The 26,045-nt window shown below is 69.0% G+C and carries 21 protein-coding genes; 12 read left to right on the top strand and 9 right to left on the bottom strand.

Features of this window, described 5'->3' with window-relative positions; genetic code table 11:
- Nucleotides 1–22: 22 nt before the first annotated feature.
- From VF139_16820 to dnaA, 9 genes are all read right to left on the bottom strand, one after another.
- Entirely contained in the window at nt 23–550 is a 528-nt protein-coding gene (locus tag VF139_16820) for a biotin/lipoyl-containing protein (protein ID HEX6853061.1), read from the bottom strand.
- Nucleotides 514–2,031 carry an acetyl-CoA carboxylase biotin carboxylase subunit gene (gene accC / locus VF139_16815; GenBank protein HEX6853060.1) on the bottom strand — a complete coding sequence of 506 codons (1,518 nt, stop codon included), beginning with the start codon at nt 2,029–2,031 and terminating at the stop codon, nt 514–516. Before accC ends, VF139_16820 begins: the two co-directional genes overlap by 37 nt.
- Nucleotides 2,028–3,575: an acyl-CoA carboxylase subunit beta gene (locus VF139_16810; protein ID HEX6853059.1), complete on the bottom strand. Its 1,548-nt coding sequence runs from the start codon at nt 3,573–3,575 to the stop codon at nt 2,028–2,030. The genes accC and VF139_16810 overlap by 4 nt, the downstream gene beginning before the upstream one ends.
- 78 nt (nt 3,576–3,653) lie before the next feature.
- A complete protein-coding gene (gene fsa, locus VF139_16805; protein HEX6853058.1) occupies nt 3,654–4,298 on the bottom strand; it encodes a fructose-6-phosphate aldolase in 645 nt (214 codons plus the stop codon).
- Nucleotides 4,295–6,805, bottom strand: a complete 2,511-nt coding sequence (gyrA, locus tag VF139_16800) for a DNA gyrase subunit A (protein HEX6853057.1) — start codon at nt 6,803–6,805, stop codon at nt 4,295–4,297. Before gyrA ends, fsa begins: the two co-directional genes overlap by 4 nt.
- A complete protein-coding gene (gyrB, locus tag VF139_16795; protein ID HEX6853056.1) occupies nt 6,806–9,217 on the bottom strand; it encodes a DNA topoisomerase (ATP-hydrolyzing) subunit B in 2,412 nt (803 codons plus the stop codon).
- Between the two features lie 96 nt (nt 9,218–9,313).
- Nucleotides 9,314–10,426 (bottom strand): DNA replication and repair protein RecF, encoded by a 1,113-nt coding sequence (gene recF, locus VF139_16790; GenBank protein ID HEX6853055.1) that lies wholly within the window; start codon nt 10,424–10,426, stop codon nt 9,314–9,316.
- Between the two features lie 12 nt (nt 10,427–10,438).
- Nucleotides 10,439–11,590 (bottom strand): DNA polymerase III subunit beta, encoded by a 1,152-nt coding sequence (gene dnaN, locus VF139_16785; GenBank protein HEX6853054.1) that lies wholly within the window; start codon nt 11,588–11,590, stop codon nt 10,439–10,441.
- 249 nt (nt 11,591–11,839) lie between these two features.
- On the bottom strand, nt 11,840–13,180 hold the full coding sequence (gene dnaA, locus VF139_16780) for a chromosomal replication initiator protein DnaA (GenBank protein HEX6853053.1): 1,341 nt from the start codon (nt 13,178–13,180) through the stop codon (nt 11,840–11,842).
- 419 nt (nt 13,181–13,599) lie between these two features.
- Here dnaA and rpmH point away from each other — a divergent pair, with 419 nt between their 5' ends.
- From rpmH to VF139_16720, 12 genes are all read left to right on the top strand, one after another.
- The gene (gene rpmH, locus VF139_16775; GenBank protein ID HEX6853052.1) at nt 13,600–13,734 is read left to right on the top strand and encodes a 50S ribosomal protein L34; all 135 of its coding nucleotides are present in this window, start codon (nt 13,600–13,602) and stop codon (nt 13,732–13,734) included.
- Nucleotides 13,685–14,098 (top strand): ribonuclease P protein component, encoded by a 414-nt coding sequence (gene rnpA, locus VF139_16770; protein HEX6853051.1) that lies wholly within the window; start codon nt 13,685–13,687, stop codon nt 14,096–14,098. Before rpmH ends, rnpA begins: the two co-directional genes overlap by 50 nt.
- A complete protein-coding gene (yidD, locus tag VF139_16765) occupies nt 14,095–14,358 on the top strand; it encodes a membrane protein insertion efficiency factor YidD (protein HEX6853050.1) in 264 nt (87 codons plus the stop codon). Before rnpA ends, yidD begins: the two co-directional genes overlap by 4 nt.
- Nucleotides 14,355–16,094 (top strand): membrane protein insertase YidC, encoded by a 1,740-nt coding sequence (yidC, locus tag VF139_16760; GenBank protein ID HEX6853049.1) that lies wholly within the window; start codon nt 14,355–14,357, stop codon nt 16,092–16,094. Before yidD ends, yidC begins: the two co-directional genes overlap by 4 nt.
- 3 nt (nt 16,095–16,097) lie before the next feature.
- Nucleotides 16,098–16,787 carry a Jag N-terminal domain-containing protein gene (locus VF139_16755; GenBank protein ID HEX6853048.1) on the top strand — a complete coding sequence of 230 codons (690 nt, stop codon included), beginning with the start codon at nt 16,098–16,100 and terminating at the stop codon, nt 16,785–16,787.
- Nucleotides 16,788–16,799: 12 nt separating this feature from the next.
- Nucleotides 16,800–18,149: a tRNA uridine-5-carboxymethylaminomethyl(34) synthesis GTPase MnmE gene (gene mnmE / locus VF139_16750; GenBank protein ID HEX6853047.1), complete on the top strand. Its 1,350-nt coding sequence runs from the start codon at nt 16,800–16,802 to the stop codon at nt 18,147–18,149.
- Nucleotides 18,150–18,151: 2 nt separating this feature from the next.
- Nucleotides 18,152–19,960 carry a tRNA uridine-5-carboxymethylaminomethyl(34) synthesis enzyme MnmG gene (gene mnmG / locus VF139_16745; GenBank protein ID HEX6853046.1) on the top strand — a complete coding sequence of 603 codons (1,809 nt, stop codon included), beginning with the start codon at nt 18,152–18,154 and terminating at the stop codon, nt 19,958–19,960.
- Nucleotides 19,957–20,640, top strand: a complete 684-nt coding sequence (locus tag VF139_16740; protein HEX6853045.1) for an RsmG family class I SAM-dependent methyltransferase — start codon at nt 19,957–19,959, stop codon at nt 20,638–20,640. Before mnmG ends, VF139_16740 begins: the two co-directional genes overlap by 4 nt.
- A gap of 14 nt (nt 20,641–20,654) precedes the next feature.
- Entirely contained in the window at nt 20,655–21,698 is a 1,044-nt protein-coding gene (locus VF139_16735) for an iron dependent repressor, metal binding and dimerization domain protein (GenBank protein HEX6853044.1), read from the top strand.
- Entirely contained in the window at nt 21,695–23,914 is a 2,220-nt protein-coding gene (gene feoB, locus VF139_16730) for a ferrous iron transport protein B (protein HEX6853043.1), read from the top strand. Before VF139_16735 ends, feoB begins: the two co-directional genes overlap by 4 nt.
- Nucleotides 23,915–24,134: 220 nt before the next feature.
- Nucleotides 24,135–24,926, top strand: a complete 792-nt coding sequence (locus VF139_16725) for a ParA family protein (GenBank protein HEX6853042.1) — start codon at nt 24,135–24,137, stop codon at nt 24,924–24,926.
- A complete protein-coding gene (locus VF139_16720; protein HEX6853041.1) occupies nt 24,892–25,830 on the top strand; it encodes a ParB/RepB/Spo0J family partition protein in 939 nt (312 codons plus the stop codon). Before VF139_16725 ends, VF139_16720 begins: the two co-directional genes overlap by 35 nt.
- Nucleotides 25,831–26,045: the final 215 nt, after the last annotated feature.

Raw genomic sequence — 26,045 nt, 5'->3', positions numbered from 1 at the left:
CCAGGCCCCTTTTCGACCCCCGCTACTCGACGACCACGAGCTCCGCGCCGCTCTCTACGGTCTGCCCGGGCTTGACCGCCACGCGGGCGACCTTCCCGCCGCGTGGGGCGGTGATCTCGTTCTCCATCTTCATCGCCTCGAGCACGACGAGGCCGTGGCCGGGCTCGATCGTGTCCCCTTCCGAGACCATCACCCGCACGACCTTCCCCGGCATCGTCGCGGTGACGACCTCGGGGCCTTCGCCGGCGCGGTGCAGCTCGTCGCGCCCCTCACGCGCGGGATCGGTGAGGTGGACGACCTGTTCGGCGGAGCCGTGGCGGACGAAGTACTTCGTGCCGGCCGCTTCGATCGAGACCTCGTACGACTTTGCGCCGATGAGGATGGAGTAGAAGTCCGCGTCGAGCTTCTGCGCGTCGACCAGGTGCTCCACGCCGTCCACCACCACGAGGAACTGCCCCGCCTGCCGCTCGATGCGGACCTCGTGGACCGCCTCGCCCTTGCGCGCGGTGAGGTTCATGCGCGCCACCCCCTCCGGCCGCCCCAGCGCCACGACGAGCCTCCCGCCGCGGCGCTCGCGGTTCCCCCCTTCGCCGAGATCGCCTCGGCGTGTCGGAAGTGGGCGATCGCGGCGGCGATGACGGCGATCTCGTCGAGCCAGACGTCGTCGCCCGAGCCGAGCAGCTCGGGGTGCTCCGCGACGAATCCCGTGTGCAGGTCGCCGGCCTGGAAGGCGGCGTGCCGCATCACGTTGCGGTGGAAGCTGACGGAGGTCTTCAGGCCGTCGACGCGGTACTCGTCGAGGGCGCGGCCGATCCGGGCGATCGCTTCGTCGCGGTCGGCCCCCCAGGCGCACAGCTTCGCGAGCAGCGGATCGTAGTGCACGGGGATGTCGTACCCGGCGTAGGCGCCGCCGTCGTAGCGGATGCCCGGCCCCGTCGGGGCGCGCAGCGCCCGGACCTTCCCGGGCGCGGGCATGAAGTTCCGCGCCGGATCCTCCGCGATGATGCGGCACTCGATGGCGTGGCCGCGCGGGACGACGTCCTTCTGCTTCATCTTCAGGGGCTCGCCGGCCGCGACGTGGATCATCGCCTTGACCAGGTCGATCCCGTACACGAGCTCGGTCACGGGGTGCTCGACCTGCAGGCGCGTGTTCATCTCCATGAAGTAGAAGGAGCCGTCGGCGCCTCGAAGCATCTCGACGGTCCCGGCGCTCACGTAGCCGACCGCCTTCGCCGCCTTGACCGCGATCTCGCCGATCCGCGCACGGGTCGCGGCGTCCACGCAGGGGGACGGGGCCTCCTCGATCAGCTTCTGGTGGCGTCGCTGGATCGAACACTCGCGCTCACCGAGGTGGATCACGTTCCCGTGAGTGTCGCCGAGGACCTGCACCTCGATGTGTCGCGGCCGCTCGACGTACTTCTCCAGGAAAACCGTGTCGTCCCCGAAGCTCGAGGCGGCCTCTCCGCGGGCCTGCGCCAGCAGCGACGGCAGCTCCTTCGAGCTCGTGACGACCCGCATCCCCTTGCCGCCTCCTCCCGCCGACGCCTTGAGCAAGACGGGGTAACCGATCGCTTCGGCCTGGCGCGCGACCTCGAAGGGGTCCGGGGACAGGGGCGGCGTGCCGGGAACGACCGGCACCTTGGCCTTCTGCATGATCTCCCGGGCGCGGATCTTGTCCCCCATCGCCTCCATCGCCTCGGGGGGCGGCCCGATCCAGACGATCCCGGCGTCGCGAACCGCCCGCGCGAAGTCGTCGTTCTCGGCGAGGAAACCGTAGCCGGGGTGGATCGCCTGCGCGCCGGTCTTCTTCGCGGCCTCGAGGATGCGGTCGATGCGCAGGTAGGAATCGCGCGACGGGGGCGGCCCGATGAGGCAGGCCTCCATCGCGTAGCGGACGTGGAGGGCCTTGCGGTCCGCCTCGGAGTAGACGGCGACCGTTCGGATCCCCATCTCGTGACACGCCCGGATGATGCGAACCGCGATCTCCCCCCGGTTCGCGATGAGGATCTTCTCGAACGGCGGCTTGGTCACAGCGGGATGTTCCCGTGCTTGCGCGGCGGGTTGCTGTCGCGCTTGTTCTCGAGCAGGCGCAGCGCGGAGATCAGTTTCGCCCGCGTGAGGGCGGGCTCGATCACCTCGTCGACGTACCCCCGCTCGGCGGCGACCCACGGGTTCGCGAACTTCTCCCGGTACTCCGCGACGCGCTCGGAGCGAGCCGCCTCGGGCTCGGGGGACTTGTCGATCTCGTGGCGGAAGATGATGTTGACGGCCCCCTCGGGGCCCATGACCGCGATCTCCGCGGTCGGCCAGGCGAAATTGAAGTCGGCGCGGATGTGCTTCGAGGCCATGACGCAGTAGGCGCCGCCGTAGGCCTTGCGCGTGATGACGGTCACCTTCGGAACCGTCGCCTCCGCGAAGGCGTAGAGCAGCTTCGCGCCGTGGAGGATGATCCCGCCGAACTCCTGCTCGGTGCCGGGGAGGAACCCGGGCACGTCCTCGAAGACGACGAGCGGGATGTTGAAGCAGTCGCAGAACCGCACGAAGCGGGCGCCCTTGACCGACGCGTCGATGTCGAGGCAGCCCGCGAGGACCGCGGGCTGGTTGGCGACGATGCCGACGGACTTCCCGCCCAGGCGGGCGAACCCGACGACGATGTTCCGCGCGAAGTGCTCGTGCACCTCGAAGAAGCGACCGTCGTCGACGACGCCCTTGATGACCTTCTTGATGTCGTAGGGCTGGTTGGGGCTCGTCGGCACGAGCGAGTTCATCGTGGGGTCGGAACGGTCCTCGGGATCCTCGCACGGGGAGGCCGGCGGATCCTCCATGTTGTTCGAGGGGATGTACGAAAGGAGCTCCCGGACGAGCTGCAGGGCGTCGCGGTCGTCCTGCGCGGCGAAGTGCGCGACGCCCGAGACCGAGTTGTGCGTCATCGCCCCGCCGAGCTTCTCCTTCGTGACCTCCTCGTGCGTGACCGCCTTGATCACGTCGGGCCCGGTGATGAACATGTACGAAGTGTCCTTCACCATCACGGTGAAGTCCGTGATCGCCGGCGAGTAGACGGCCCCGCCCGCGCACGGCCCCATGATCAGCGAGATCTGCGGGACGACCCCCGACGACAGGGTGTTCCTCAGGAAGATGTCCGCATACCCCGCGAGCGAAACGACGCCCTCCTGGATCCGCGCGCCGCCGGAGTCGTTGATCCCGACGACCGGCGCCCCCGTCTTCATCGCGAGGTCCATGACCTTGCAGATCTTCGAGGCGAACGTCTCGCTGAGCGATCCGCCGAAGACCGTGAAATCCTGCGCGAAGACGAAGACGGGCCGCCCGTTGACGCGGCCGTGGCCGGTGACGACGCCGTCCCCGGGGATGCGCTGCTTGTCCATGCCGAAGTCCTGGCATCGGTGGACCACCAGCGCGTCGAGCTCCTGGAACGACCCCGGGTCGAGCAGCGCCTCGATGCGCTCGTGCGCCGTCAGCTTCCCCGCGGCGTGCTGCTTCGCCACGCGCTGCTCGCCGCCGCCCACGCGCGCGGCGTCGTAGCGCCGGCGCAGTTCCTTGAGACGGGTGTCCGGCACGGGTCCCCCTCGAACGACAAACAGGGACAGGCACCGTTTTCCGCGCGCAAGCGCGCAGAAGACGCTGCCTGTCCCTGTTTACTTCTTGAGCTTCTCCCAGTCGGCCAGGAACTTCTTGAGGCCGAGGTCCGTGAGCGGGTGCTCGTAGAGCTGCATCATGACCTTGAAGGGCATGGTGCCCACGTCCGCCCCCGCGAGCGCCGATTGCACCACGTGGATCGGGTGCCGGATCGACGCCGAGAGGATCTCGGTCGTGAAGCCGTAGTTGTCGTAGATCTGGCGGATCTGGGCGATGAGCTCCATCCCGTCGTGCGAGATGTCGTCGAGCCTCCCGACGAACGGGCTGATGTAGCTGGCGTCGCACTTCGCCGCGAGCAGGGCCTGCGTCGGCGAGAAGCAGAGCGTCACGTTGACCCGGATTCCCTGCGAGCGGAACGCCTTGCAGGCTTTCAGGCCTTCCTTCGTGAGCGGCACCTTGATCACGACGTTGTCGTGGATCTTGGCGAGCTCCTTTCCCTGCGCGAGCATGCTCGGCGCGTCGAGGGCGGTGACCTCGGCGGAGATCGGGCCGTCGACGATCGAGGCGATCTCGCGCACGACGTCGTGGAACGAGCGCCCCTCCTTCGCGACGAGACTCGGGTTGGTGGTCACGCCGTCGACGATCCCCAGCGACGCGGCTTCGCGGATCTCGTCGATGTTCGCGGTATCGATGAAGAACTTCATCCTTCCTCCTCCGTCTCGGCGCCGCCGACGTCGTCGGGGTCCGGCGCGGTCTGCAGAGGCGCGGAAGTGCCCTCTTCCTCGCGCTCCTCGGTGCGAATCGCGGCGACCACGCGGTCGCCCTCGTCGGTCTGGATGAGCCGCACGCCCTGCGTGGCGCGGCCGATGCGGCTGACGCCGTTCACGTTCATCCGGATGATCTTGCCGTTCGCGGTGATCATGAGCGCCTGGTCGTCCTCGGAGACGGCGGTCGCGGCGACGACGTCGCCGTTGCGGCTCGTCGTGCGCATGTTGATGATCCCGGAGCCGCCGCGGCCCTGCAGCCGGTACTCCTCCACGGCGGTGCGCTTGCCGTAGCCGTTGGCGGTGACGGAGAGGATGTCGGGGCGCCCGGCGAGCACGTCCATCTCGACGAGCTCGTCCCCCTCCGCGAGACGAATTCCGATCACGCCGCGCGCCGTGCGGCCCATCGGGCGCACGTCGGACTCCTTGAACCGGATCGCCTTGCCCTTCGACGTCGCGAGGAAGATCTCGGACTGACCGTCGGACAGCCCCACCCCGAGAACGTCGTCCCCCTCGTCGAGCGTCAGGGCGATGATCCCGGCCCGCCGGGGGTTCGAGAACGCGCTCAGCGCGGTCTTCTTGATCGTGCCTTTACGGGACACCATCACGACGTAGCGGTCCTCGGGGAACTCCCGCACCGCCACGACGTCGCGCACCTTCTCCTCCGGCTCGATCTGGATCAGGTTGACGACGGGTTTCCCGCGCCCGGCGGAGCTGACGTCCGGGATCTCGTGGACCTTGAGCCAGTGCATCCGCCCGCGGTTCGTGAACGCGAGGATGTAGTCGTGGGTGGAGGCCGTGAAGAGGTGCTGGACCACGTCCTCCTCGCGGGTCGTCATCCCGATCCGGCCCTTGCCGCCGCGGCGCTGCGACCGGTACGTCGACAGCGGCGTGCGCTTGATGTAGCCGGTGTGGGAGACGGTGATGACGACCTCTTCCTCCTGGATGAGGTCCTCGAGAGAGATCTCGTCGGCCTGCGCGACGATCTCGGTCCGGCGGCGGTCGCCGAACTGCTGCTTGAGCGCCTCGAGCTCCTCCACGACGATCCGGAGCTGGAGCGCCTCGGAGGCGAGGATCTGCTTGAGCCGCTCGATGAGCTTGAGGGTTTCTTCGTACTCGTCGACGATCTTCTGCCGCTCGAGCCCGGTGAGCCGCTGCAGGCGCATCTCGAGGATCGCCTGGGCCTGGAGATCCGAGAACTCGAAGCGGGAGATGAGCCCTTCCTTGGCCTCGGGCGGCGTCTTCGCGGCGCGGATCAGCGAGATCACCTCGTCGAGGTGGTCGATCGCCTTCTTGAGCCCCTCGAGGATGTGGGCCCGCTCTTCGGCCTTGCGAAGGTCGAACTGCGTCCGCCGGATGATCACCTCGCGGCGGAAGTCGACGAAGTGGCGGAGCAGCTCCTTGAGCGGGAGGACCTGGGGCCGGCCCTTCACGATCGCCAGCGCGTTCACGCCGAACGTCGTCTGGAGCTTGGTGAACTTGTACAGGTTGTTCAGGATGACGCTGGCGTTCTCGTCCTTCTTGAGCTCGAGCACCATGCGGATCCCGTCCCGGTCGGACTCGTCGCGGATGTCGCCGATCCCCTCGATGCGCTTGTCGCGCACGAGCCCGGCGATCTCCTCGATGAGCTGGGCCTTGTTCACCTGGTACGGAAGCTCGGTGATCACGATCGCGTAGCGGTCCTTGCGCTTGGGCAGCTCCTCGATCGACGCCTTGCCGCGCACGATGACGCGGCCGCGTCCGGTCGCGTACGCCTGGCGGATCCCCGAGACGCCGTAGATCGTCGCCGCGGTCGGGAAGTCCGGGCCGGGAAGGACGCCCATCAGCTCGTCGAGCTCGACGTCGTTGTTCTCGACGTAGAGCTTGATCGCCTCCACGACCTCGCCGAGGTTGTGCGGCGGCATGTTCGTCGCCATGCCGACGGCGATGCCCGAGGAGCCGTTGACCAGCAGGTTCGGGAGCGCCGCCGGAAGGACGAGCGGCTCGGTCTCCGAGCCGTCGTAGTTCGGCCCGAATTCGACCGTCTCCTTCTCGATGTCGCGCACCATCTCGTGCGCGATCTTGTCGAGCCGGATCTCCGTGTACCGCATCGCGGCCGGCGGGTCGCCGTCGACGGAGCCGAAGTTCCCCTGACCGTCCACGAGCATGTAGCGCATGGAGAAGTCCTGCGCGAGACGCACGATCGTGTCGTAGACGGCCTGGTCGCCGTGGGGGTGGTACTTGCCGATCACGGTGCCGACGGTGCGGGCCGACTTGCGGTACGGCTTGTCCGACGTGTTGCCGGTGTCGTACATCGCGTACAACACGCGGCGGTGGACCGGCTTCAGGCCGTCGCGGACGTCCGGGAGCGCGCGCCCGATGATCACGCTCATCGCGTAATCGAGATACGAGCGCCGCATCTCCTCCTCGATGTTGATCGGGATGCGGTTTTCGGCGTGTTCGCTCATCTAGATGTCCAGGTTCCGCACTTCGAGGGCGTTCTCCTCGATGAACTGGCGTCGCGGCTCGACGGCGTCCCCCATCAGGATCGAGAAGAGCCGGTCGGCCTCGACGGCATCCTCGACCCGGACCTCGAGCACGCTGCGCCGCTCCGGATCCATCGTGGTCTCCCAGAGCTGGTCGGGGTTCATCTCGCCCAGGCCCTTGTAGCGCTGGATGACGAGCCCGCGTTTTCCGGCCTCGAGCAGGTGCTCGAGCAGGGCCGACTTGTCGGGAAGCTCGACCGAATCGCCGTTGTGGCGCACGCGAAGCGGCGACCGCCCCAGGTCCGCGACGGAGGGCTGCAACCGGCGCAGCTGGCGCATCTCGACGGTCTGCCACAGCTCGAGGTTCACCTTGAACTCGCGCCGGCCGAGGTTCGCCGCGCGGACGTGCAGCTGAAGCAGGCCGTGCTCCTCGTCGGGGTCCGACGCGGAGACCTCGTGCCCCAGCTCCGCGATGCGCGCCCCCAGCGCGTCCATCTTCTCCCGGTCGCCGAAGTCGGCCTTGTCCGTGATGCCGCCGTCGAGCATCGACTCGACGGTCCGGCGGTCGATCCCCATGCGCTCGAGCGCCGTCAGGTACTGCTCCTGGTCGATCAGCGCCTGGAGGAGGTGGTGGAGGCTCGTGCCGTCCACGGACTTCCCGAGCGCGGGGATGTCGAGCACGCGCTCCTCGGTGGCCTTGCGGATGACGAAGGCGTTGAGCTCCTTGTCGTTGGCGAGGTAACGCTCTTCCTTGCCGCGTTTCACCTTGTAGAGCGGGGGCTGCGCGATGAAGACGTGTCCGCGGTCGATGAGCGGCCGCATCTGCCGGTAGAAGAACGTCAGGAGGAGCGTGCGGATGTGCGAGCCGTCCACGTCCGCGTCGGTCATGATCAGGATCTTGCCGTACCGCAGCTTCCCCGGATCGAACTCGTCCTCGCCGATGCCCGTCCCGAGCGCGGCGATGATCGTCCGGATCTCCTCGTGGGAGAGCATCTTGTCGAAGCGCGCCTTCTCGACGTTGAGGATCTTCCCTCGCAGCGGCAGGATCGCCTGGAACCGCCGGTCGCGCCCCTGCTTGGCGGAGCCTCCCGCCGAGTCGCCCTCGACGAGGTACAGCTCGCACAGCGCGGGGTCGCGCTCCTGGCAGTCGGCGAGCTTGCCGGGCAGCGATCCCGAGTCGAGCGCGCCCTTGCGCCGGGTCAGCTCGCGCGCCTTCCGCGCGGCTTCGCGGGCGCGCGCCGAATCCACGCTCTTCAGGATGATCGCCTTGGCGATCGACGGGTTCTGCTCGAAGAAGGCCCCGAGCTTGTCGTTGACGAGCGCCTCGACCTGCCCGCGAACCTCGGAGTTGCCGAGCTTGGTCTTGGTCTGGCCTTCGAACTGCGGCTTCGGGATCTTGACCGAGATGACCGCGGCGAGGCCTTCGCGGCAATCCTCGCCCTGCAGCTGGATGTCCTTGGCGTCCTTACCGAGATTGGCCTGCTGGAGGAAGTTGTTGATCGAGCGCGTCAGCGCCGCCTTGAAGCCGACGAGGTGCGTGCCGCCCTCGTGCGTGTTGATCGAGTTCGCGAAGGTGTAGATCGTCTCCTGGTAGGAGTCGTTCCACTGCATCGCGATCTCGAGGAAGACGCCTTCGGACTCCCCTTCGAGAGTGATCGGCTTCGGGTGGAGCGTCTGCTTCGTCTTGTTGAGGTGCTCGACGAACTCGACGATCCCGCCCTGGTAGTGGAAGACGCTCTCGCGCACCTTCTCGCCGCGATCGTCGCGCAGCTTGATCTCGACGCCCTTGTTGAGGAACGCGAGCTCGCGCAGCCGCTGCGACAGGGTGTCGTAGGAGTAGACGAGCTCCTCGAACACCTGCGCGTCGGGCTTGAAGGTGATCTTGGTGCCGCGCCGCTTGGTGGTCCCGACCTGTCGGAAATCGGACACGGGCTTGCCGCGCTCGAAGTCCTGCCGGTACGTGCCGCCGTCGCGCCAGATCTCGACTTCGAGGCGCTCGGAGAGCGCGTTCACGACCGACACGCCGACGCCGTGGAGGCCGCCCGACACCTTGTAGGCGTCGTTCTCGAACTTGCCGCCGGCGTGCAGGACGGTCAGCACGACCTCGGCCGCGGACTTCCCTTCGGTCGGGTGCATGTCGACCGGGATGCCCCGGCCGTCGTCGATGACGGTGACCGAGTTGTCCAGGTGGATCGCGACCTCGATGTGGCTGCAGTAGCCGGCCTGCGCCTCGTCCACCGAGTTGTCCACGACCTCGTAGACGAGGTGGTGGAGGCCCATGGCTCCCGTGGAGCCGATGTACATCGCGGGGCGCTTGCGGACCGCCTCGAGCCCCTCGAGGACCTTGATGCTGCTGGCGTCGTAAACCTGATTCGTGGTGGGATCGTCGGCCATGAACCCTTTCCATGCCCGCCTTGCCTCCCATCGAGGACCCCCTCGGGTCCCTCGCGGGCGACCATGTGCGGACTCGAACGGCCCGGCTCGCGAGGCTCAGTTCTTCGAGGCCTCGCCGTTCTCCATCCGGATCCTGAGCGACGGCACCACCAGGTTGCCCGCCAACCCTTCCTTGGCCGTGACGAGCACCGCCTGGAAGCTCCCGCCGTGCAGGTACTCGGCCAGGGCGGCGCCGCGCGGCTCGTCGAGATCCGAATCGAAATCGTCCATCAGGAACAGCGGAGACTCGCCCCGCAATTCCTTCAGGAAACCGAGCTTGGCGACGCTCAAGGCTACCATGGCGGCGCGAACCTGCCCACCGGATCCGAACCGGCGGAGGTCGCTCCCGTCGAGCTCGAGGGCGAAGTCGTCGCGATGCGGCCCCGAGCCGGTGAAGCCCAGCGCGAGGTCGCGCCCCCGATCGCGATCGAGTCGCTCGAGGTAGAGCTCCGGAAAGCGGATCGGATCTTCCTCGACGACGGCCTCCGGCGACGGAAGGTAACGCAGCGTGAAGGTCTCGCCGTCCGGGAACAGCGCCCGCTCGACCTCGCCGAGCCTCGCCGCCAGCGCGGTCGCGTAGGCGCGGCGCTCCCGGTGGAGTCGCGCGGCGCTGCCGGCCAGCCTCTCGTCCCAGGCCGCCAGCTCCCGCCGCCGGGAGGCGTCGTCGCGCCCGCGGGCCTTGAGCAGGGCGTTGCGCTCGGCAAGGGTGCGCCGGTATTCCCCCAGCGCCCGTAGGAACCCGGGCTGCACGCCGACGAGCCCGCTGTCGAGGAAACGACGGCGACCGTCGGGACCTTCACGCAGCACGCGCGGCGCGTCCCCGGGGAGCGCGACGAGGTCGAGCCTTCCCAGGAAACGCTCGAGGTCGCATTCGCCGCCGCCGGCGAGCAGCCGGCGTTCGTTCCGCTCGAGCACGACGGCGAGCCGCTCCTCGCCGGTGCGGCGGGAGATCTCCCCCCCCACGCGCAACGGGCCCCCGTCCCGGGCGATGAGCTCTTCCAGGCGCCGCGTGCGGAACGAATGCCCCGTGCCGAGCAGATAGACCGCCTCGAGCAGGCTCGTCTTGCCCATGCCGTTGCGCCCCGTGACGACGGTGAGCCCCGAGGCGAGATCGACGGATATGGCCTTGAGGTTACGAAGGCGATCCGCCGTGAGTCGACGCAGCCACAAAGGCGGGGACGATCACAGATCCCGAGGCATCACGATGTAGCGGTACTCGAGCTCGCCCGGGGGCTCGGGCTGGAACTGCCCGGGCTTGTCCCCCGCCTTGCGCTTCGAGTCGTCCTCCCCGGGTCGCTTCGGATCGAGCTCCATGCGCACGCGATCCGTCGAGACGACGGAGAGGAAGTCGAGCAGGTACCTCGCGTTGAACCCGATGGTCTTCTCGTCGCCGGCGTAGTCGACCGGGAGCTCCTCGTGGGCTTCCCCGAGTTCGGTCTCGCTCGACAGCTCGAGTCGCCCCTGGGAGAGGGCGAAGCGGACCGCCTTGCCGAACCGGTCGCTCGCGAGCAACGAGACGCGCCGCACGGCGTCCGTCAGCTCGGCCGTGGACAGGCTCACGCTGGTCGCGCACTGCTTGGGCATCACTTCCTCGTACTTCGGGAAGGCGCCCTCGGGAACGGTGGTCGTGAGGACGTGGCCGCCCACGGCGAAGAAGATGTGCTCGCCGCTGCGACCGAGCGTGACGAACTCCCCCTCCGGAAGCTCCGCCGCCAGCTTGGATACCTCGGCCAGGGCCTTCCTCGGAACGACCAGGCGCGTCTCCCCCGCGCCCTTCGGGGTCTCGATCGTGCGACGGACGTAGGCGAGACGGTAACCGTCGGTCGCGACCAGGGTCAGGTTGCCTTCGTGGAGCAGGAGCAACGCCCCGCGCAGCGAGTAGCGGGGATCCTCGGTCGTGATCGCGAAGCTCACGCGGTCGATCATCTCGCGAAGGGCCGCGGCGGGGAGGCGCACGCCCTTGGTCACGTCCACGTCCGGGAACTTCGGGAACTCGTCTCGCGACTGCCCGGCGATCTTGTAGCGGGTCCTGTCGCAGACGATGGCCATCTGGCTGCGGTCGCCGAGCTTGAACTGGACTTCCGAGTCCGGCAGCGAGCGCGCGATCTCGTAGAGCTTGGCCGCGGGCAGGGTCACGCTCCCGGGCTTGCGCACCGTGGCCTTGGTGGTCCCGCGCACGGTGACCTCGAGATCGCTCGCTCCGACCTCGAGCCCGTTGGGGCCTGCCTCGAGCAGGAGGTTCGCGAGGATGGGGAGCGTCGCACGCTTCTCCACGACCCCGGTCACGGTCTGCAGCTCGCGAACCAGATCTTCCCGACGAATCACGAACTCCATGGGTTTCCTCGCCTTGGTTTCCTACTCGAACGATTTCTTCGAGAAAGAGAAATCGTAGTTCCAGCACTAGGGGACGCCGAATTGTGGATCGCGGCGCAACCCCAGTGTTTGCCTTCGCTTCAACCGTACGCGGCGGTGTGGAAACCGCCCTGCTCCTCCTTCAGGCTCCTGTGCCCGGCCATGATGAACCGGGTGGCCGCGTCCCGTCCACAGGCCCACCGCTGTGGACGCCTGCGGAAAACCGTGCAACTACCGCAGGGCCGTGGAGAAGTGTTCGATCAACCTGTCGAATTCCTTCTCCTTCGCCCGCTTGCCCTCGATCTTCTGGATCGCGTGGATCACCGTCGAGTGATGCTTGCCCCCGAAGCGCCGGCCGATCTCCGGGAGCGAGCACGGCGTCATCTGCTTGCAGAGGTACATCGCGATCTGGCGCGGGAAGGCGATCGTCTGGCTGTTGTTCTTCGACCGGAGCTCGGACACCCGGATGTTGAAGTGATTGGCGATGGTCTTCTGGATGGCTTCGACCGTGACGCCCGGAGCCTCCGTCGGACGCACGTCCTTCAACGTGTCCTTGGCGAGGTCGAGCGAGATCTCCCGACCCGACATCGACGCGTACGCGACGACGCGGATGAGCGATCCTTCGAGCTCGCGGATGTTCGACTTCGTGCTCGAGGCGATGTAGAGGGCGACGTCGTCCGGCAGCCGCGACCCCTCCGCCTCCGCCTTCTTGCGGAGGATCGCCACCTTCGTCTCCAGATCCGGCGGCTGGATGTCCGCGATGAGCCCCCACTCGAACCGGGACCGAAGTCGGTCCTCGAGCGTGGGGATCTCCCGAGGCGGGCAGTCGCTCGTGATCACGATCTGCTTCTGGGCGTCGTAGAGCGCGTTGAAGGTGTGGAAGAACTCCTCCTGCGTGCGTTCCTTTCCCGCGAGGAACTGGATGTCGTCGATGAGCAGCAGGTCGACGGAACGGTAGCGTTCCTTGAACTCGAGCGTCTTCTCGAAGCGGATCGCGTTGATCAGCTCGTTCATGAAATGTTCGGTCGAGATGTACCGCATGCGCACGTTGCGGCGCTTGGTCGCGAGGTGGTTTCCGATCGCCTGCATCAGGTGCGTCTTGCCGAGGCCGACGCCGCCGTAGACGTAGAGCGGGTTGTACGTGCGCGTCGGCTGCTCGGACACCGCCATCGCCGCCGCGTGCGCGAACTGATTACACGACGACACGACGAACTTCTCGAACGTGTAGCGCGGATTGAACGCGGGAGTCGCGTGCTCGACGGCCGGGGCGGTCATCGCGGCGGGTTGCGGCGCGGAGGGGGCCGCCGAAGGTTCCCTTTCCGGAACGACGAACTGCACCGCGACGCCGGAACGCTGCATCTCGCGCAGCGTGTCGTGGATCAGCGCCAGGTAGTTCGTGCGGAGCCACTCCGCGAACCAGGCGTTCGGCACCCGGACGCGGAGGTGCTCGCCGTCCTCGCTCAGCAGCGAGGTCGGCTTGAACCAGGTCGTGTAGGAGTGGGGGTTCACCTTCCCGTGCAACTTCGCGAGGACCCGTTCCCAGGTGTTGCCGTTCAAGGTCTCCACGGCCACGCTCCCCCCTTGGGCACCTATCTCTGCACAGGTTTTCCACACGTGTGGAAATCGCGGTGCAGGTCTAAGTGCCATGGCTCCAGGGGGTTCCGGACAGTGCTCACAGAAGGCGCATGAACATTATGTAAACTGAGCGCCGGCTGCCCCCTAAGTCTAACATTTTCAGACATTTGACCCGTGCTCCCCCCACCTTCCCGAGACCCGCCGAGGGTAGGCCCGGCCGACAACACCCCTCAGGGTGAGCGTGCTCTCGAATTGGCGGTTGGATCGCGGCCGGACCGTACCACAGGGTCGAAGACGCGGGCAACGGAAACGGCGGCGAAAGGGGCGGGAAGGAGGGGGCGATCGGCCGCTTGACACCCCCGGGGGTGTTCCCTACCATGCCCGCTTTTGCGAGCGAGCTTCGAGGGATCGACGTCATGAAGCGCACGTTTCAGCCCAACAACCGCCGGCGAAAGAAGACGCACGGTTTCCGTGCCCGCATGGCCACCAAGGGAGGCCGCGGTGTCCTCTCCCGGCGCCGCCAGAAGGGCCGCAAGCGCCTCGCCGCCTGACGCTCCGCCGGCGGATCGGTCGTTTCCGTCGACCGTTCGCCTGCTTGCCCGGCGGGAGTTCCTGCGCGTGTACGACCGCGGCCAGCGCGCCGCGGGCCCGTCGATCGTGGTCTTCGCCTCGCCCAACGAGCTCGCCTGGTCCCGTCTGGGGCTGACGGTGAGCAGGAAGTTCGGCGGCGCCGTGGCTCGCAACCTCATGAAACGAAGACTCCGCGAGATCTTCCGGCTGCGCCGCGGCACGTTGCCGGCCGGACTCGATCTCGTCGTGAACGTCCGTCAGGGGGCGGGGTCGACGCCGTTCGCCCGACTGGACGCGGAGTTCTGCGACCAGGTTCGCGCCGTCGCCCTCCGGTTCAAGTCGTGAAGCCGCGCGTCGTGCTCGTCGGGCTGCTGCGTGGCTACAAGAGGTTCGTGTCCCCGCTGTTGCCCCCGGCCTGTCGCTTCCATCCGAGTTGTTCCGTGTACGCCGCCGAAGCCATCGATCGGCACGGCGTGGTGCGCGGCGGATGGATGGCCGCGCGACGGCTGTCCCGTTGCCACCCCTGGAACGAGGGCGGGTTCGATCCCGTCCCCGAAGTCGTCTCGCGCACCCGAAAGGGTCGCGTCGAGCGGAGCCTGAGATGACCGATCCCCTTCGCCCCGACGAGCCCGGACTCGAGCGGCGCTTCATCGTCGCCCTCGGACTCTCCGTCCTGATCCTCGTGGGATGGGGCTTCCTCTTCCCGACGAAGGCGCCGGCACCGACCCCCTCGGCCGAGCCGGTCGCGGCGGCGCCCGCGCCCGCCCCGAACAGCCCGGCCGACGCCCCCACCGTGCCCCCCGCCGCGTCGTCGCCGGCGACGGAACCGGCGGCGGCTTCGCCCGTCGCGGCGACGGGGGAGGAACGGATCGAGATCAACACCGCGCTCTTCGACGTCGCGCTCACCAACGAGGGGGGCCGGGTCCTCGCGTGGAAGGTGAAGGGCAACGGGGCGAACGACGGCGCGACCGTGAATCTCGTCCCGGCGGCGGCACGCGCGTCGGGTCGGCTTCCCCTCGCGTTCGACGTCGACGATGCCGCCCTGAGCGAAACGCTCAACAAGGCGCTCTTCAAGGTGGAGCGCTCGAGGGCCGGCGACGTCGATCGCGTCGCGTTCTCCTGGTCCGATGCGAGCGGCCTCTCGGCGACGAAGGTGCTCGAGTTCCGGCCCGACAGCCCGCTCGTCGACCTGCAGGTCGACGTCGTCGATCGGGGGCGCAGGGTCCCCGTGCGCCTGGCGTGGGGGCCGGGCCTCGAGGCCGACGACGCCGTGACCGGGGGGTACATCCACTACACCGGTCAGGCGGTTTATCGCGTTCCCGGAGCGTTGCCCAAGCGACTGCGCCGCGACAAGGTCGACGAGACCCTCGCGCTGCCCGCCGCCGCGGGGACGACCTGGGCCGGGCTGGAAGAGCAGTACTTCGCGGCGCTGTTCCTTCCATCGGTGCCGGGGGACGTCGTGATCCGGCGCGCCGACGTCGCACCCGCCGCCGAGGCCGGGACCACCGAAGCGCCGAAGGCCGTGCCGCAACTGGTCGCTGCGGTGGGTTTCCCCGACGGCAAGGGGCAGCTGTTCGTCGGCGCCAAGCAGTTCCACTCCCTGCGCGCGCTCGGCCACGGGCTCGAGGACGTGGTCTGGTTCTCCGACTACGGGCTCATCTACATCTGCGCGAAGTACCTCTTCCTCGCGCTGGCGTGGATCCACTCGAACACGGTCGCGAACTGGGGCGTGGCGATCATCCTCGCGACCGTCCTGCTGCGCGTCGTCTTCTTCCCGTTGAACCAGTACTCGATGGTCAAGATGAAGAAGACCGGCCTGCAGATGCAGCGGGTCCAGCCGAAGATGAAGGCGATCCAGGCGAAGTGGAAGAAGTCGAAGGACCCGCAGTCGCGTCAGAAGATGAACGAGGAGGTGATGGCCCTCTACAAGAAGGAGGGCGTGAATCCCTTCGGCGGCGTCTCGGGGTGCCTGCCGATGCTGATCCAGTTCCCGATTCTCATCGCCTTCTACAACATGCTGACGGTCGCGGTCGAGCTGCGCGGCGCACCGTTTTTCGGCTGGATCCAGGACCTCACGCAGCGCGATCCGTATTACATCACCCCGCTGCTGATGGGCGCGACGATGTTCATCCAGCAGAAGATGACCCCGGCCTCCGGAATGGACCCCGCGCAGCAGCGGATGCTGCTCCTGATGCCGATCGTCTTCACCGTCATGTTCCTCAACCTGCCGAGCGGACTCGTTCTGTACTGGTTCGTCAACAATCTCCTCGGGATCGGGCAGCAGTGGCTCGTGAACCGTCACGTCGCGAGGCTCCAGGCCGCCGCGCCGTCGCAGGGCTGAGCGATGAACGCGCGCGAATTCGAAGGCAACGACCTCGACGAAGCGCTCGGCGCCGCGAGCTCCGCCCTCGGTCGCCCGGTGGACGAGCTCGCCTGGGAGCTCGTCGACGAAGGGCGCCGCGGCGTGTTCGGCCTCGGCGCGCGCCAGGTGCGCGTGCGCGTCGCGACGGGGGAAACACACGCGACGTCCGTCCCCCCCGCGGAACCGACGTCGATCGCCGCGCCCGCGCCCGCGCCGCGCGTCTCGCCCCCCGCCGGCCTCGAGAGCACCGCCAACCGGATGTTGTCGCTGATGGGGCTGCGCGCGAGCGCAAGCGCCGTCGCGCACGCCTCCGGGTGGACGCTGCGCATCGACGGCCCCGACCTCAAGCCGCTGCTGCGCAACGACGGGGAGGTGCTCGAAGCCCTCGAGTTCCTGCTGCAGCGCATGGGCCGCCGGTCATGGCCGGAGGCGGGCTCGGTACGCGTGGAGTGCGCCGGGTTCCGCGACCGCCGCGACGAGGAGCTCGTCGCGCTCGCGCGCGAGACCGCGCTCGCGGTGTCGCGAACGGGGAAAAGCGAGGTTCTCGACGAGCTCAACCCCTACGAGCGGCGCCTCGTGCACCTGACCGTTCGAGAGACCCAGGGGGTCGTCTCTCGCTCCGAGGGCGAGGGCTTCCTCAAACGCGTGCGCATCGAGCGTGGGTCGGACTGAGCTCGTGCCGCGATGCTGGACCTCGAGCGGACCGTCGCTGCCGTAGCGACTCCCGCGGGCCGCGGCGGGATCGGCGCCGTGCGCCTGAGCGGACCCGACGCCCATCGGCAGGCGCTCGCGCGGTTCCGCGCCCGCCGCGAGGGTGCTCGCCCCCTTCCGGGGGGCCGACCGGTGTTCGGGACGTTCCTCGACGGGGACGGCCGGGCGATCGACCACGGCTTCCTCGTCTTGTTCGCCGCGTCGTCGTCGTTCACCGGCGAGCCCGCCGCGGAGCTGTGGACCCACGGGAGCCCGCCGGTGCTGCGGGCGTTGCTCGACGCGGCGCTGCGCGGCGGGTGCGCGGCGGCCGGCCCGGGTGAGTTCAGCTATCGCGCCGTTCGGAACGGTCGCCTCGATCTGCCGCGAGCCGAGGCCGTACGCGACCTGATCGAGGCGCGTACGGCCTATCAGGCCCGCGTCGCGCTCGCCCAGGCCGAGGGGGCGATCTCGGCGCGGATCCGGCCGCTGAGCGAGCGGTTGCTCGACCTCGTGGCCCGGGCCGAGGCCGCCGTCGAGTTCGTGGAGGAGTCGGAGGTGCACCTCCCGCCGCGGGCGCTCGAAGAGAGCCTCGCGTCGCTCCTCGCGGAGGCCTCGTCGCTGCTGGCTTCGTACCGCACCGGCCGGCTGGTCCGCGAGGGGGCGACCGTCGCCCTCACCGGGCGTCCCAACGCCGGCAAGTCCTCGCTGTTCAACGCGCTCCTCGCTCGCGAACGGGCGATCGTCTCCCCGGTTCCGGGCACGACGCGGGACACGCTCGAGGAGACCCTCGACGTCGACGGGATCCCGGCGAGGCTCGTGGACACGGCGGGTCTGCGGGACGACGCCGACCCCGTGGAGCGCGAGGGGGTCCGGCGCGCGCGGGAGGCCGTGGCCGGCGCCGACGTCGTGATCCTGGTCCTCGACCGGACGCGTGCTCCGGGCGAGGTCGAGCGGGAGGTCCTGGCACGGAACGGTCCGGCGATCCTCGCGTGGAACAAGTGCGACCTGCCCGGGGGCGACGCGCAACCTCCCGAGGGGGCGGTGCCGGTCTCGGCGGTGACCGGCTCGGGGCTCGACGCCTTGCGCGCGGCGCTCGGCGCCGCGCTCGCGGGCAGCCGGCCCGCCGAGGACGCGCTCGTCACCGACGCCCGCCACGCGGAGGCGATCCGCTCGGGGGTGGAGGCGATGGAGCGCGCCGCTTCGGCGCTGTCCTCGGGCCTCTCGGAAGAGCTCGCGATCGAGGACCTGAGGGAGGCGCAAGCGAGCCTCGCGGAGATCGTGGGCGAGCTCGCGCACGACGCGCTGTACGATCGGATCTTCTCCACGTTCTGCATCGGGAAGTGAGCGTGCACCGGTTCGACGTGGTGGTCGTGGGCGCGGGGCACGCCGGATGCGAGGCGGCGCTGGCGTCGGCGCGCATGGGGCGCGCGACCGCGCTCGTCACCTTGCGCCCGTCTTCGGTCGCAAGGATGTCCTGCAATCCCGCGATCGGAGGGCTGGCCAAGGGGCATCTCGTCGCAGAGATCGACGCGCTGGGCGGCGCGATGGCGCGCGTCGCGGATGCGTGCGGGATCCAGTTCCGGCTTCTCAATCGCTCGCGCGGGCCCGCGGTCCGTGGGCCGCGCGCCCAGCAGGACAAGGAGATCTACCACCGGACGATGCTGGCGACGGTACGGGAGTGCCCCGGGCTCACGCTCCTCGAGGGCGAGGTCACCCGCCTCGTCGTGGAGGGGGGCGTGGCGCGCGGCGTGGAGCTCGCGGACGGGAGGAACTGCCTCGCCGAACGCGTGGTCGTCACGACGGGGACGTTCCTGCGGGGCCTGCTGCACGTGGGGCTCGAGCAGGCCCCCGGCGGGCGCGTCGGCGAGGAGCCGGCGAACGCGCTGTCGGAGTCTCTCCGCGGGCTCGGGTTCCGGATGGGGCGGTTCAAGACCGGCACGCCGCCGCGGCTGCGCCGGTCGAGCGTCGACCTGGATCGATTCCCTTCGCAGCCCGGCGACGTGGAGCCCAGCTTCTTCTCGTCCCGCACCACGGCACCGACGTTGCCGCAGGTCCCCTGCCACATCGCCTTCACCAACGAGCGCGTCCATCGGACCGTCGCCTCCAACCTCGACCGCAGCCCGCTGTTCAGCGGGGCGATCCGCGCCCGGGGGCCGCGGTATTGCCCATCCCTCGAGGACAAGGTCGTGCGGTTCTCCGACCGGGACCGACATCAGCTCTTCCTCGAGCCGGAAGGGCTGGACAGCGACCTGCTCTACGTGAACGGGTTCTCGACGTCGCTGCCCCCGGACGTGCAGCTGGAGATGGTGCACGCCGTCGAGGGGCTCGAGTCCGCCGAGATCATCCGGCCGGGATACGCCGTCGAGTACGACTACGTCGACCCCACGGAGCTGCATCCCACCCTCGAGACGAAACGCGTGCGCGGCCTGTACCTCGCCGGCCAGATCAACGGGACGACGGGGTACGAGGAGGCGGCCGGGCTCGGCCTGATGGCGGGGATCAACGCGGCCCTCGCCGCCGCGGGGGCACCTCCCCTGGTCCTCGGCCGCGAGGAGGCCTACCTCGGCGTCCTCGTCGACGATCTCGTCACTCGCGGCACGAGCGAGCCGTACCGGATGTTCACCTCGAGGGCCGAGTACCGGCTCCTGCTCGGCGTCGAGTCCGCGCCGCGACGACTCCATCCGCACGGACGGCGGCTGGGTCTCGTCGGGAAGGCGGTCGCGGAGCGGGAAGCGGCGCGCGGCGCGATGCTCGACGCCGCGTGCGCGGCGGCGGAACGAGAGCGCCGCGAGGGGTCGCTCACCACCGCGGACCTCCTGCGCCGGCCCGACGGCGACGTCGGGTCGGTGTGCGCCGGGAGCCCGTCGCTCGCTCGATTGTCTTCGCGCGATCGCGAGGCGGTGGCCGACCGGATCCGGTACGCGGGTTATGTCGAACGGCAGCGGCGCGAGGCCGAACGGGTCCGCCGATCGGGGTCGCGGCGCATTCCGGAGGACATGCGCTTCCGGGGGCTGCCCGGCCTCTCGCACGAGATCGTCGAGAAACTCGAGCGGATCCGACCCGAAACGATCGGCCGCGCCGGTCGCATCGACGGCATGACCCCTCCCGCGCTCGCCTTGCTCGCCGCCTACGTCGAGCGCGAGTGCGCGCGGTGAGCCTGTTCGACGCCTTCGACCTCGAGGGGGCGATCGACCGCGTCGGGGCCGAGGTGGGCGTGCCCCTGACGTCGGAGCAGGTCGCCGCGCTCGCCGCCCACGCCCGCGCCGTGGACGGCTGCAACGAGAGACTTCATCTCACCGCAATCCGCGATCCGAAGGCATTCGTCCAACGGCACGTCAGCGAGTCGCTGGTCGGCGCTGCGCTGCTCGACGCGACCCTGGGCGGGACCCTCGTCGACCTCGGCAGCGGCAACGGCTACCCGGGAATCCCCCTCGCGCTGGCCAGGCCCGGGTTGATCCCGGTATTGGTGGAAAGCTCCCCGCGGAAGGCGGAGTTTCTTTCTCGGGCTCTGAGCGTTTCGGGCCTCGGCGGAGGACGGGTCCTTCAATCGAACGTGCAGCGCCCGTCGGATCTCGAACCCGTCGGGCCGATCGCGGTGCTCGCGACGCGGGCGATGGGGGGGTGGGAGCGGTTGCTCCCGAAGCTCGCTTCGGTGGTCTCGAAGGAGGGTTGCCTGCTGGTCTGGGCTGGGGACGGGATCGACGAGATCGCCCGACGCTCGTCGTGGGACCGATGGCGCAGGGTGGCGGAGCGCCCCCTCCCCTCCCTCGAGCGGGGACGGGTCGTCCAGTTCGCCCCCGCATGTTTTTTTGGCTGGCCAAAATCTGAAGTTTGAAGTATCTCTAAGTCGTGCTTTCTGTGATCGATCCACGCGTCGCCTTGCTGACGTTCGTCCTCGTCGCGGTCGTGATCGTGTTGTTGCTGTGGCCTCGACGGGGAGGTCCGACCCGTGCGCGGTCGCCCCGGCGGTCGGAACAGGTCCTGATCGAGGACGCCCTCAAGCACCTGTTTCACGCCACGGCGGACGGCCAGCCGGCCCACGCGGACACCCTGGCCGGTGCTCTCGAGATCCGTCGGGAGCGCGCCTTGGAGATCCTCACCCGCCTCCAGGACCGCGCCCTCGCCCGAGCCGAAGGGGCGGGGGTCGTGCTCACCGAGGAGGGACGCGCCTACGCGCTGCGGATCGTACGGAGCCACCGCCTCCTCGAGCGGTACCTCGCCGATCGCACGGGAGTGGAGCCCGAGGAATGGCACGCCCTCGCCGACGCCAGGGAGCACGAACTTTCCCGCGAAGAGGTCGAGGCGCTCGCCGCCCGGATGGGCCACCCCCGGTTCGATCCACACGGGGATCCGATTCCGACCGCGGACGGCGAGCTCCCGCCGTCCCGCGGGGTGGCGCTTTCGGCGCTCGCGCCGGGAGACGGGGGGCGGGTGGTCCATCTCGAGGACGAGCCTCCCGAGGCGTTCGAGCGCCTCCGATCGGCCGGTCTCCACGTGGGTTCGCTCGTGCGGCTGCGTGAGTCGACCCCGTCGACGGTGCGTGTCGAGATCGAAGGTCGGGTCACCGAGCTGGCCCGCGTGCTGGCGCCGGCGATCACGGTGTTTCCCACGACCGAGCTCGAAGCGCCGGGGGTTCGCACCCTCGCGGGCCTCGCGGCGGGCAGGAGCGGTAGGGTCCGGCGTCTCTCCCCCGCCTGCCAGGGGGCACAGCGGCGCCGGCTCCTCGACCTCGGGATCGTCCCGGGCACCTCGATCCGTGCGGAATTCGCGAGCCTGGGCGGCGACCCCGTCGCCTACCGCGTACGCGGCGCCCTGATCGCGCTCCGCCGAGCCCAGGCGGAGTGGATCGAGCTCGATCCCGTCGAGACCGCATCCGAAGCGGTGTCCTCGTGATCGGCGTCGGCCGCGCTCCGAAACTCGTCCAGATCGACGCCCGCCCGGAGCGGTTCGACTTCGTCGTCGCCCTCGCGGGGAACCCGAACACCGGCAAGAGCACGGTGTTCAACGCCCTCACCGGCATGCGCCAGCACACCGGGAACTGGCCCGGGAAGACCGTGTCACGCGCCGAGGGTCGCTTCGAGCAGGAGGGGAAGCGATTCAAGATCGTCGACCTCCCCGGAACGTACAGCCTGCAGGCGGGGAGCACCGACGAGGAGGTCGCGCGCGACTTCCTGCTGTTCGGGCGCCCCGACGTGACCGTCGTCGTGCTGGACGCGACCCGCCTCGAGCGGAATCTGAACCTCGCGCTCCAGGTCCTGGAGGTGACGGACCGCGTCGTCCTCTGCCTCAATCTCATGGACGAGGCGCGACGCCACGGCATCGGCATCGATCCGGAGGCTCTCTCCCGCGAGCTCGGTGTACCGGTGATCGCGGCATCCGCGCGGAAAGGCGAAGGCATCGATGCGCTGCGCGAGGCGATCGCGCGCATGGCCCGCGGCGAGCAGCCGACGCGGCCGTTTCGCATCCTCCGCCACGCCGTCGAGATCGAATCGCGGATCGCGACCGTTGCGGATGCGGTGGAGGCGGCGATCCCGGGGCTGCCGAATGCCCGCTGGGTCGCGTTGCGCCTGCTGAACGCCGACGAACGCGTCGCCCGTGCCGTGCGCCAGCGGGAGCTGGGCGCGCTGGCCGCGGACGTCGCGGGCGGTTCGAGGCCATCGGAGCGGGACGAAGCCGATCCGCCGGACCATCCGGAGGGCGTGCGGATCCTCGCGGTCGCCCGAGACGAGCGCTGGAAGCTCCCTCCCGACTTTCACGACCGGATCACCGAGGCCATCTTCGCCGCCGCCGAGCGGATCGCGGCGAAGGTCCAGCTCTCCGGACTGCGCCGGGCCCGCTTCGACCTCGATCGGACCCTCGACCGCCTGCTGACCAGCCGCCTCTGGGGTTTCCCCGTCATGTTGCTGATGCTCGCGGTCGTCTTCTGGCTGACGATCGCCGGGGCGAACGTCCCCTCCTCGATGCTCGCGACCGCGCTCGTCGACCACGGCCACGGCTGGGTGCGCGCGGCGCTCGTGGCCGTCGGCTCGCCGTCGTGGCTCACCGGTCTGCTGGCCGACGGGGTCTACCTGGCCACCGCGTGGGTCATCGCGGTCATGTTGCCTCCGATGGCGATCTTCTTCCCGCTCTTCACCCTCCTCGAGGACTTCGGATACCTCCCCCGCGTCGCCTTCAACCTCGATCCCCTGTTCCGTCGAGCCGGCGCCCACGGAAAGCAGGCGCTCACGATGTGCATGGGGTTCGGCTGCAACGCGGCGGGCGTCGTCGCGACGCGAGTCATCGACAGCCCCCGCGAACGGCTCGTCGCGATCCTCACCAACAACTTCTCGTTGTGCAACGGGCGATGGCCGACGCAGATCCTCGTCGCGACGATCTTCCTCGGCTCCGTCGCTCCGGCGGGGCTCGCCGGGCTCGTCGCCGCGGGCGCGGTGGTGGCGGTGACGTTGCTCGGGGTCGCCGCCGCGCTGGTCTCGTCCTGGTTTCTCACCCGAACCGCGCTTCGCGGCGAGCCGACGACCTTCAGCCTCGAGCTGCCCCCCTACCGTCCTCCCCGGATCCTGAGCACGCTCTATACCTCGCTCGTCGACCGGACACTGATCGTCCTGTGGCGTGCGGTCGTCTTCGCGGCTCCCGCGGGGGCGGCGATCTGGCTCGTCGGCAACATCCACCTCGGCGGACAGACGCTCGCGCACGTGCTCGTCGATTGGCTCGATCCCGTGGGGTTGCTGATCGGTCTGAACGGGGTGATCCTCCTCGCCTACGTCGTCGCGATCCCCGCCAACGAGATCGTGATCCCCACGATCCTGATGCTGACCGTGCTGACCCGGGGCATCGTCGGCGTCGGAGCCGGGGCCGGCGTGATGTTCGAGCTCGACCAGGCGCAGGAGGTCGAGGTCCTGCTGCGCGGCGCGGGCTGGACGGCGTTGACGGGTGTGAACCTCATGCTCTTCAGCCTCTTTCACAACCCGTGCTCCACGACGATCTACACGATCTACAAGGAGACGGGCTCGATGAAGTGGACGACGGTCTCCGTCGCCCTTCCGCTCGTGCTTGGGTTCTCGATCTGTTTCGTCGTCGCCCAGATCGGGCGCTGGGTCGCCGGGTTCTGAAGTCCGTCGGCCGTTCGTCGCGGCCACCGTGGCCGGCGACATGTCGGCCCGCTCCACCCTCCTCAAACTTTAAGAATTAAAAGAAAAACATGAGCGGCCTCGGCAGCGGCTCGCGTGGCGTGCCGACGTTCCACGTGGAACTCCCCGCCTCGAGCACGCGGGTCCCGTGTTCCACGTGGAACGCCGTGCTCGTGCTAGATTCCGCGGCCCGGGAGCGTCGTTGGGCAAAGTCATCGCGATCGTCAATCAGAAAGGCGGGGTCGGGAAGACCACGACGGCGGTGAGCCTCGCCGCCGCCCTCGCGATCGCCGAGCGCCGGACTCTCCTGGTGGATGCCGATCCCCAGGCCAACTCCACCCGCGCGCTGGGTTTCCCGGAAGACGCCGAGCGGGCGTCGCTCTACGACGCGCTTGTCGGCGACGCCGAACTGGCCTCGCTGGCCGTTCCCGTTCCCGGTCTCCCCTGCCTCGCCCTCGTCCCGTCGGACCGACACCTCATCGGAGCGGAGGTGGAGCTCGTGGACGCCGAGCGACGGGAGTACCGGCTGCGTGGTTCGCTCGGAGGCGTTCGGGACGCCTACGATCACGTCTTCCTGGATTGCCCTCCGTCCCTCGGATTGCTGACGGTGAATGCGCTGACGGCGGCGGATGCGGTCCTCATTCCCGTCCAGTGCGAATACCTCGCCCTCGAGGGGATCGCGCAGCTGATGGATACGCTGGATCGAATCCGAGAGGTCCTGAATCCGGCCCTCACGGTGGGGGGTGTCCTCATGACGATGTACGACGAGCGGACCAACCTCTCGAGACAAGTCGTCGACGAAGTTCGGGCGGTCTTCGGCGATCGCGTCTTTCGCACGGTGGTCCCTCGCAACATCCGTCTGGGCGAGGCGCCGAGCCACGGCAAGCCGATCTTCCTGTACGACATCCGCTCCAAAGGGGCGGAGGCGTACCTGAATCTCGCCAAGGAGTTCCTCGAACATGAAGCGCAAGGCATTGGGGAAGGGCCTCGGTAGCCTCATCCCCCAAGCACCACGTCCCGCCCCCCCGACACCGGGCGTTCCGGCTGCCGCGGCCCCCGACACGAAGACCCGTGGGGTCCCCTCCGGCGAGAGCCACATCGACATCGATCGGATCCACCCCAACCCCAGACAGCCTCGTCAGGATTTCGACGAGGAGGCGCTGGCCGAGCTCACGCAGTCCCTCAAGTCCCAAGGGCTGATCCAGCCGGTCGTCGTCCGACCCCGTGGCGATGGGCACTTCGAGCTGATCGCCGGCGAGCGACGCTGGCGGGCCGCCCAGCGCGCGGGGCTGCACCGGATCCCCGCCGTCGTGCGGGATGTCCCGGACGCGCGGCTCCTCGAGCTGGCCTTGATCGAGAACGTCCAGCGCGCGGAGCTCAATGCGATCGAGGAGGCGCAGGCGTACCAGGTGCTCCTTCAGGACCTCGGGTTGACGCAGGAGGCGGTCGCGGACCGCGTGGGGAAGAGCCGGGTCACGGTCACGAACGTGCTCCGGCTCCTGCAGCTGCCCCGGCAGGTCCAGGAACGCGTTCGACGGGGAAAACTCTCGATGGGGCAGGCGAGAGCGATCCTGGGTCTCGCGACGCCCAACGCGCAGATCGAGCTCGCCGAGCGGGTCGAAAAGGAAGGCTGGTCCGTTCGCCAGGTGGAAGCGTGGGTCACCCGCCAGAGCCGCGAAGGGGCGGCTTCGGCGAGGAAGACCGTCGCGACGCGGAAAGACCCGAACGTCGCCGCGGCCGAGCAGAAGCTCGAGCGCGTCCTCGGCACCCGCGTCCGGATCGTGGGGCGGGGGAAGGGGGGTCGGCTCGAGCTGCACTATTTCGGGCCGGAAGAGCTCGATCGTCTCTACAACCTCCTCTTCGACGCCGGCCGCCGCCGCAATCCACCGTCGGCGTGACTCGCCGACAGAATGGTCGGCAAATGCAATCTGCCGACAATTATGTCTGCTAGTGAAGTATGCCGACACAAATGTCGGCGCATAGGTGTCGCCGACAATTTCGTCGGCTGAAGTCAGACACTACAATTCCGTGACCGATCGCCCCGGGCCGTAAGCCGCACCGAGATAAAGCCGATTCCCTCAATCGAATTCCCTGGTACGCATCTGGCAACGCA

This window comes from Candidatus Polarisedimenticolaceae bacterium (assembly GCA_036376135.1).
Taxonomy (GTDB): domain Bacteria; phylum Acidobacteriota; class Polarisedimenticolia; order Polarisedimenticolales; family DASRJG01; genus DASVAW01.
The sequence above is the reverse complement of the archived record's forward strand: the minus strand, read 5'-3'. Positions and strand labels throughout refer to the sequence as shown.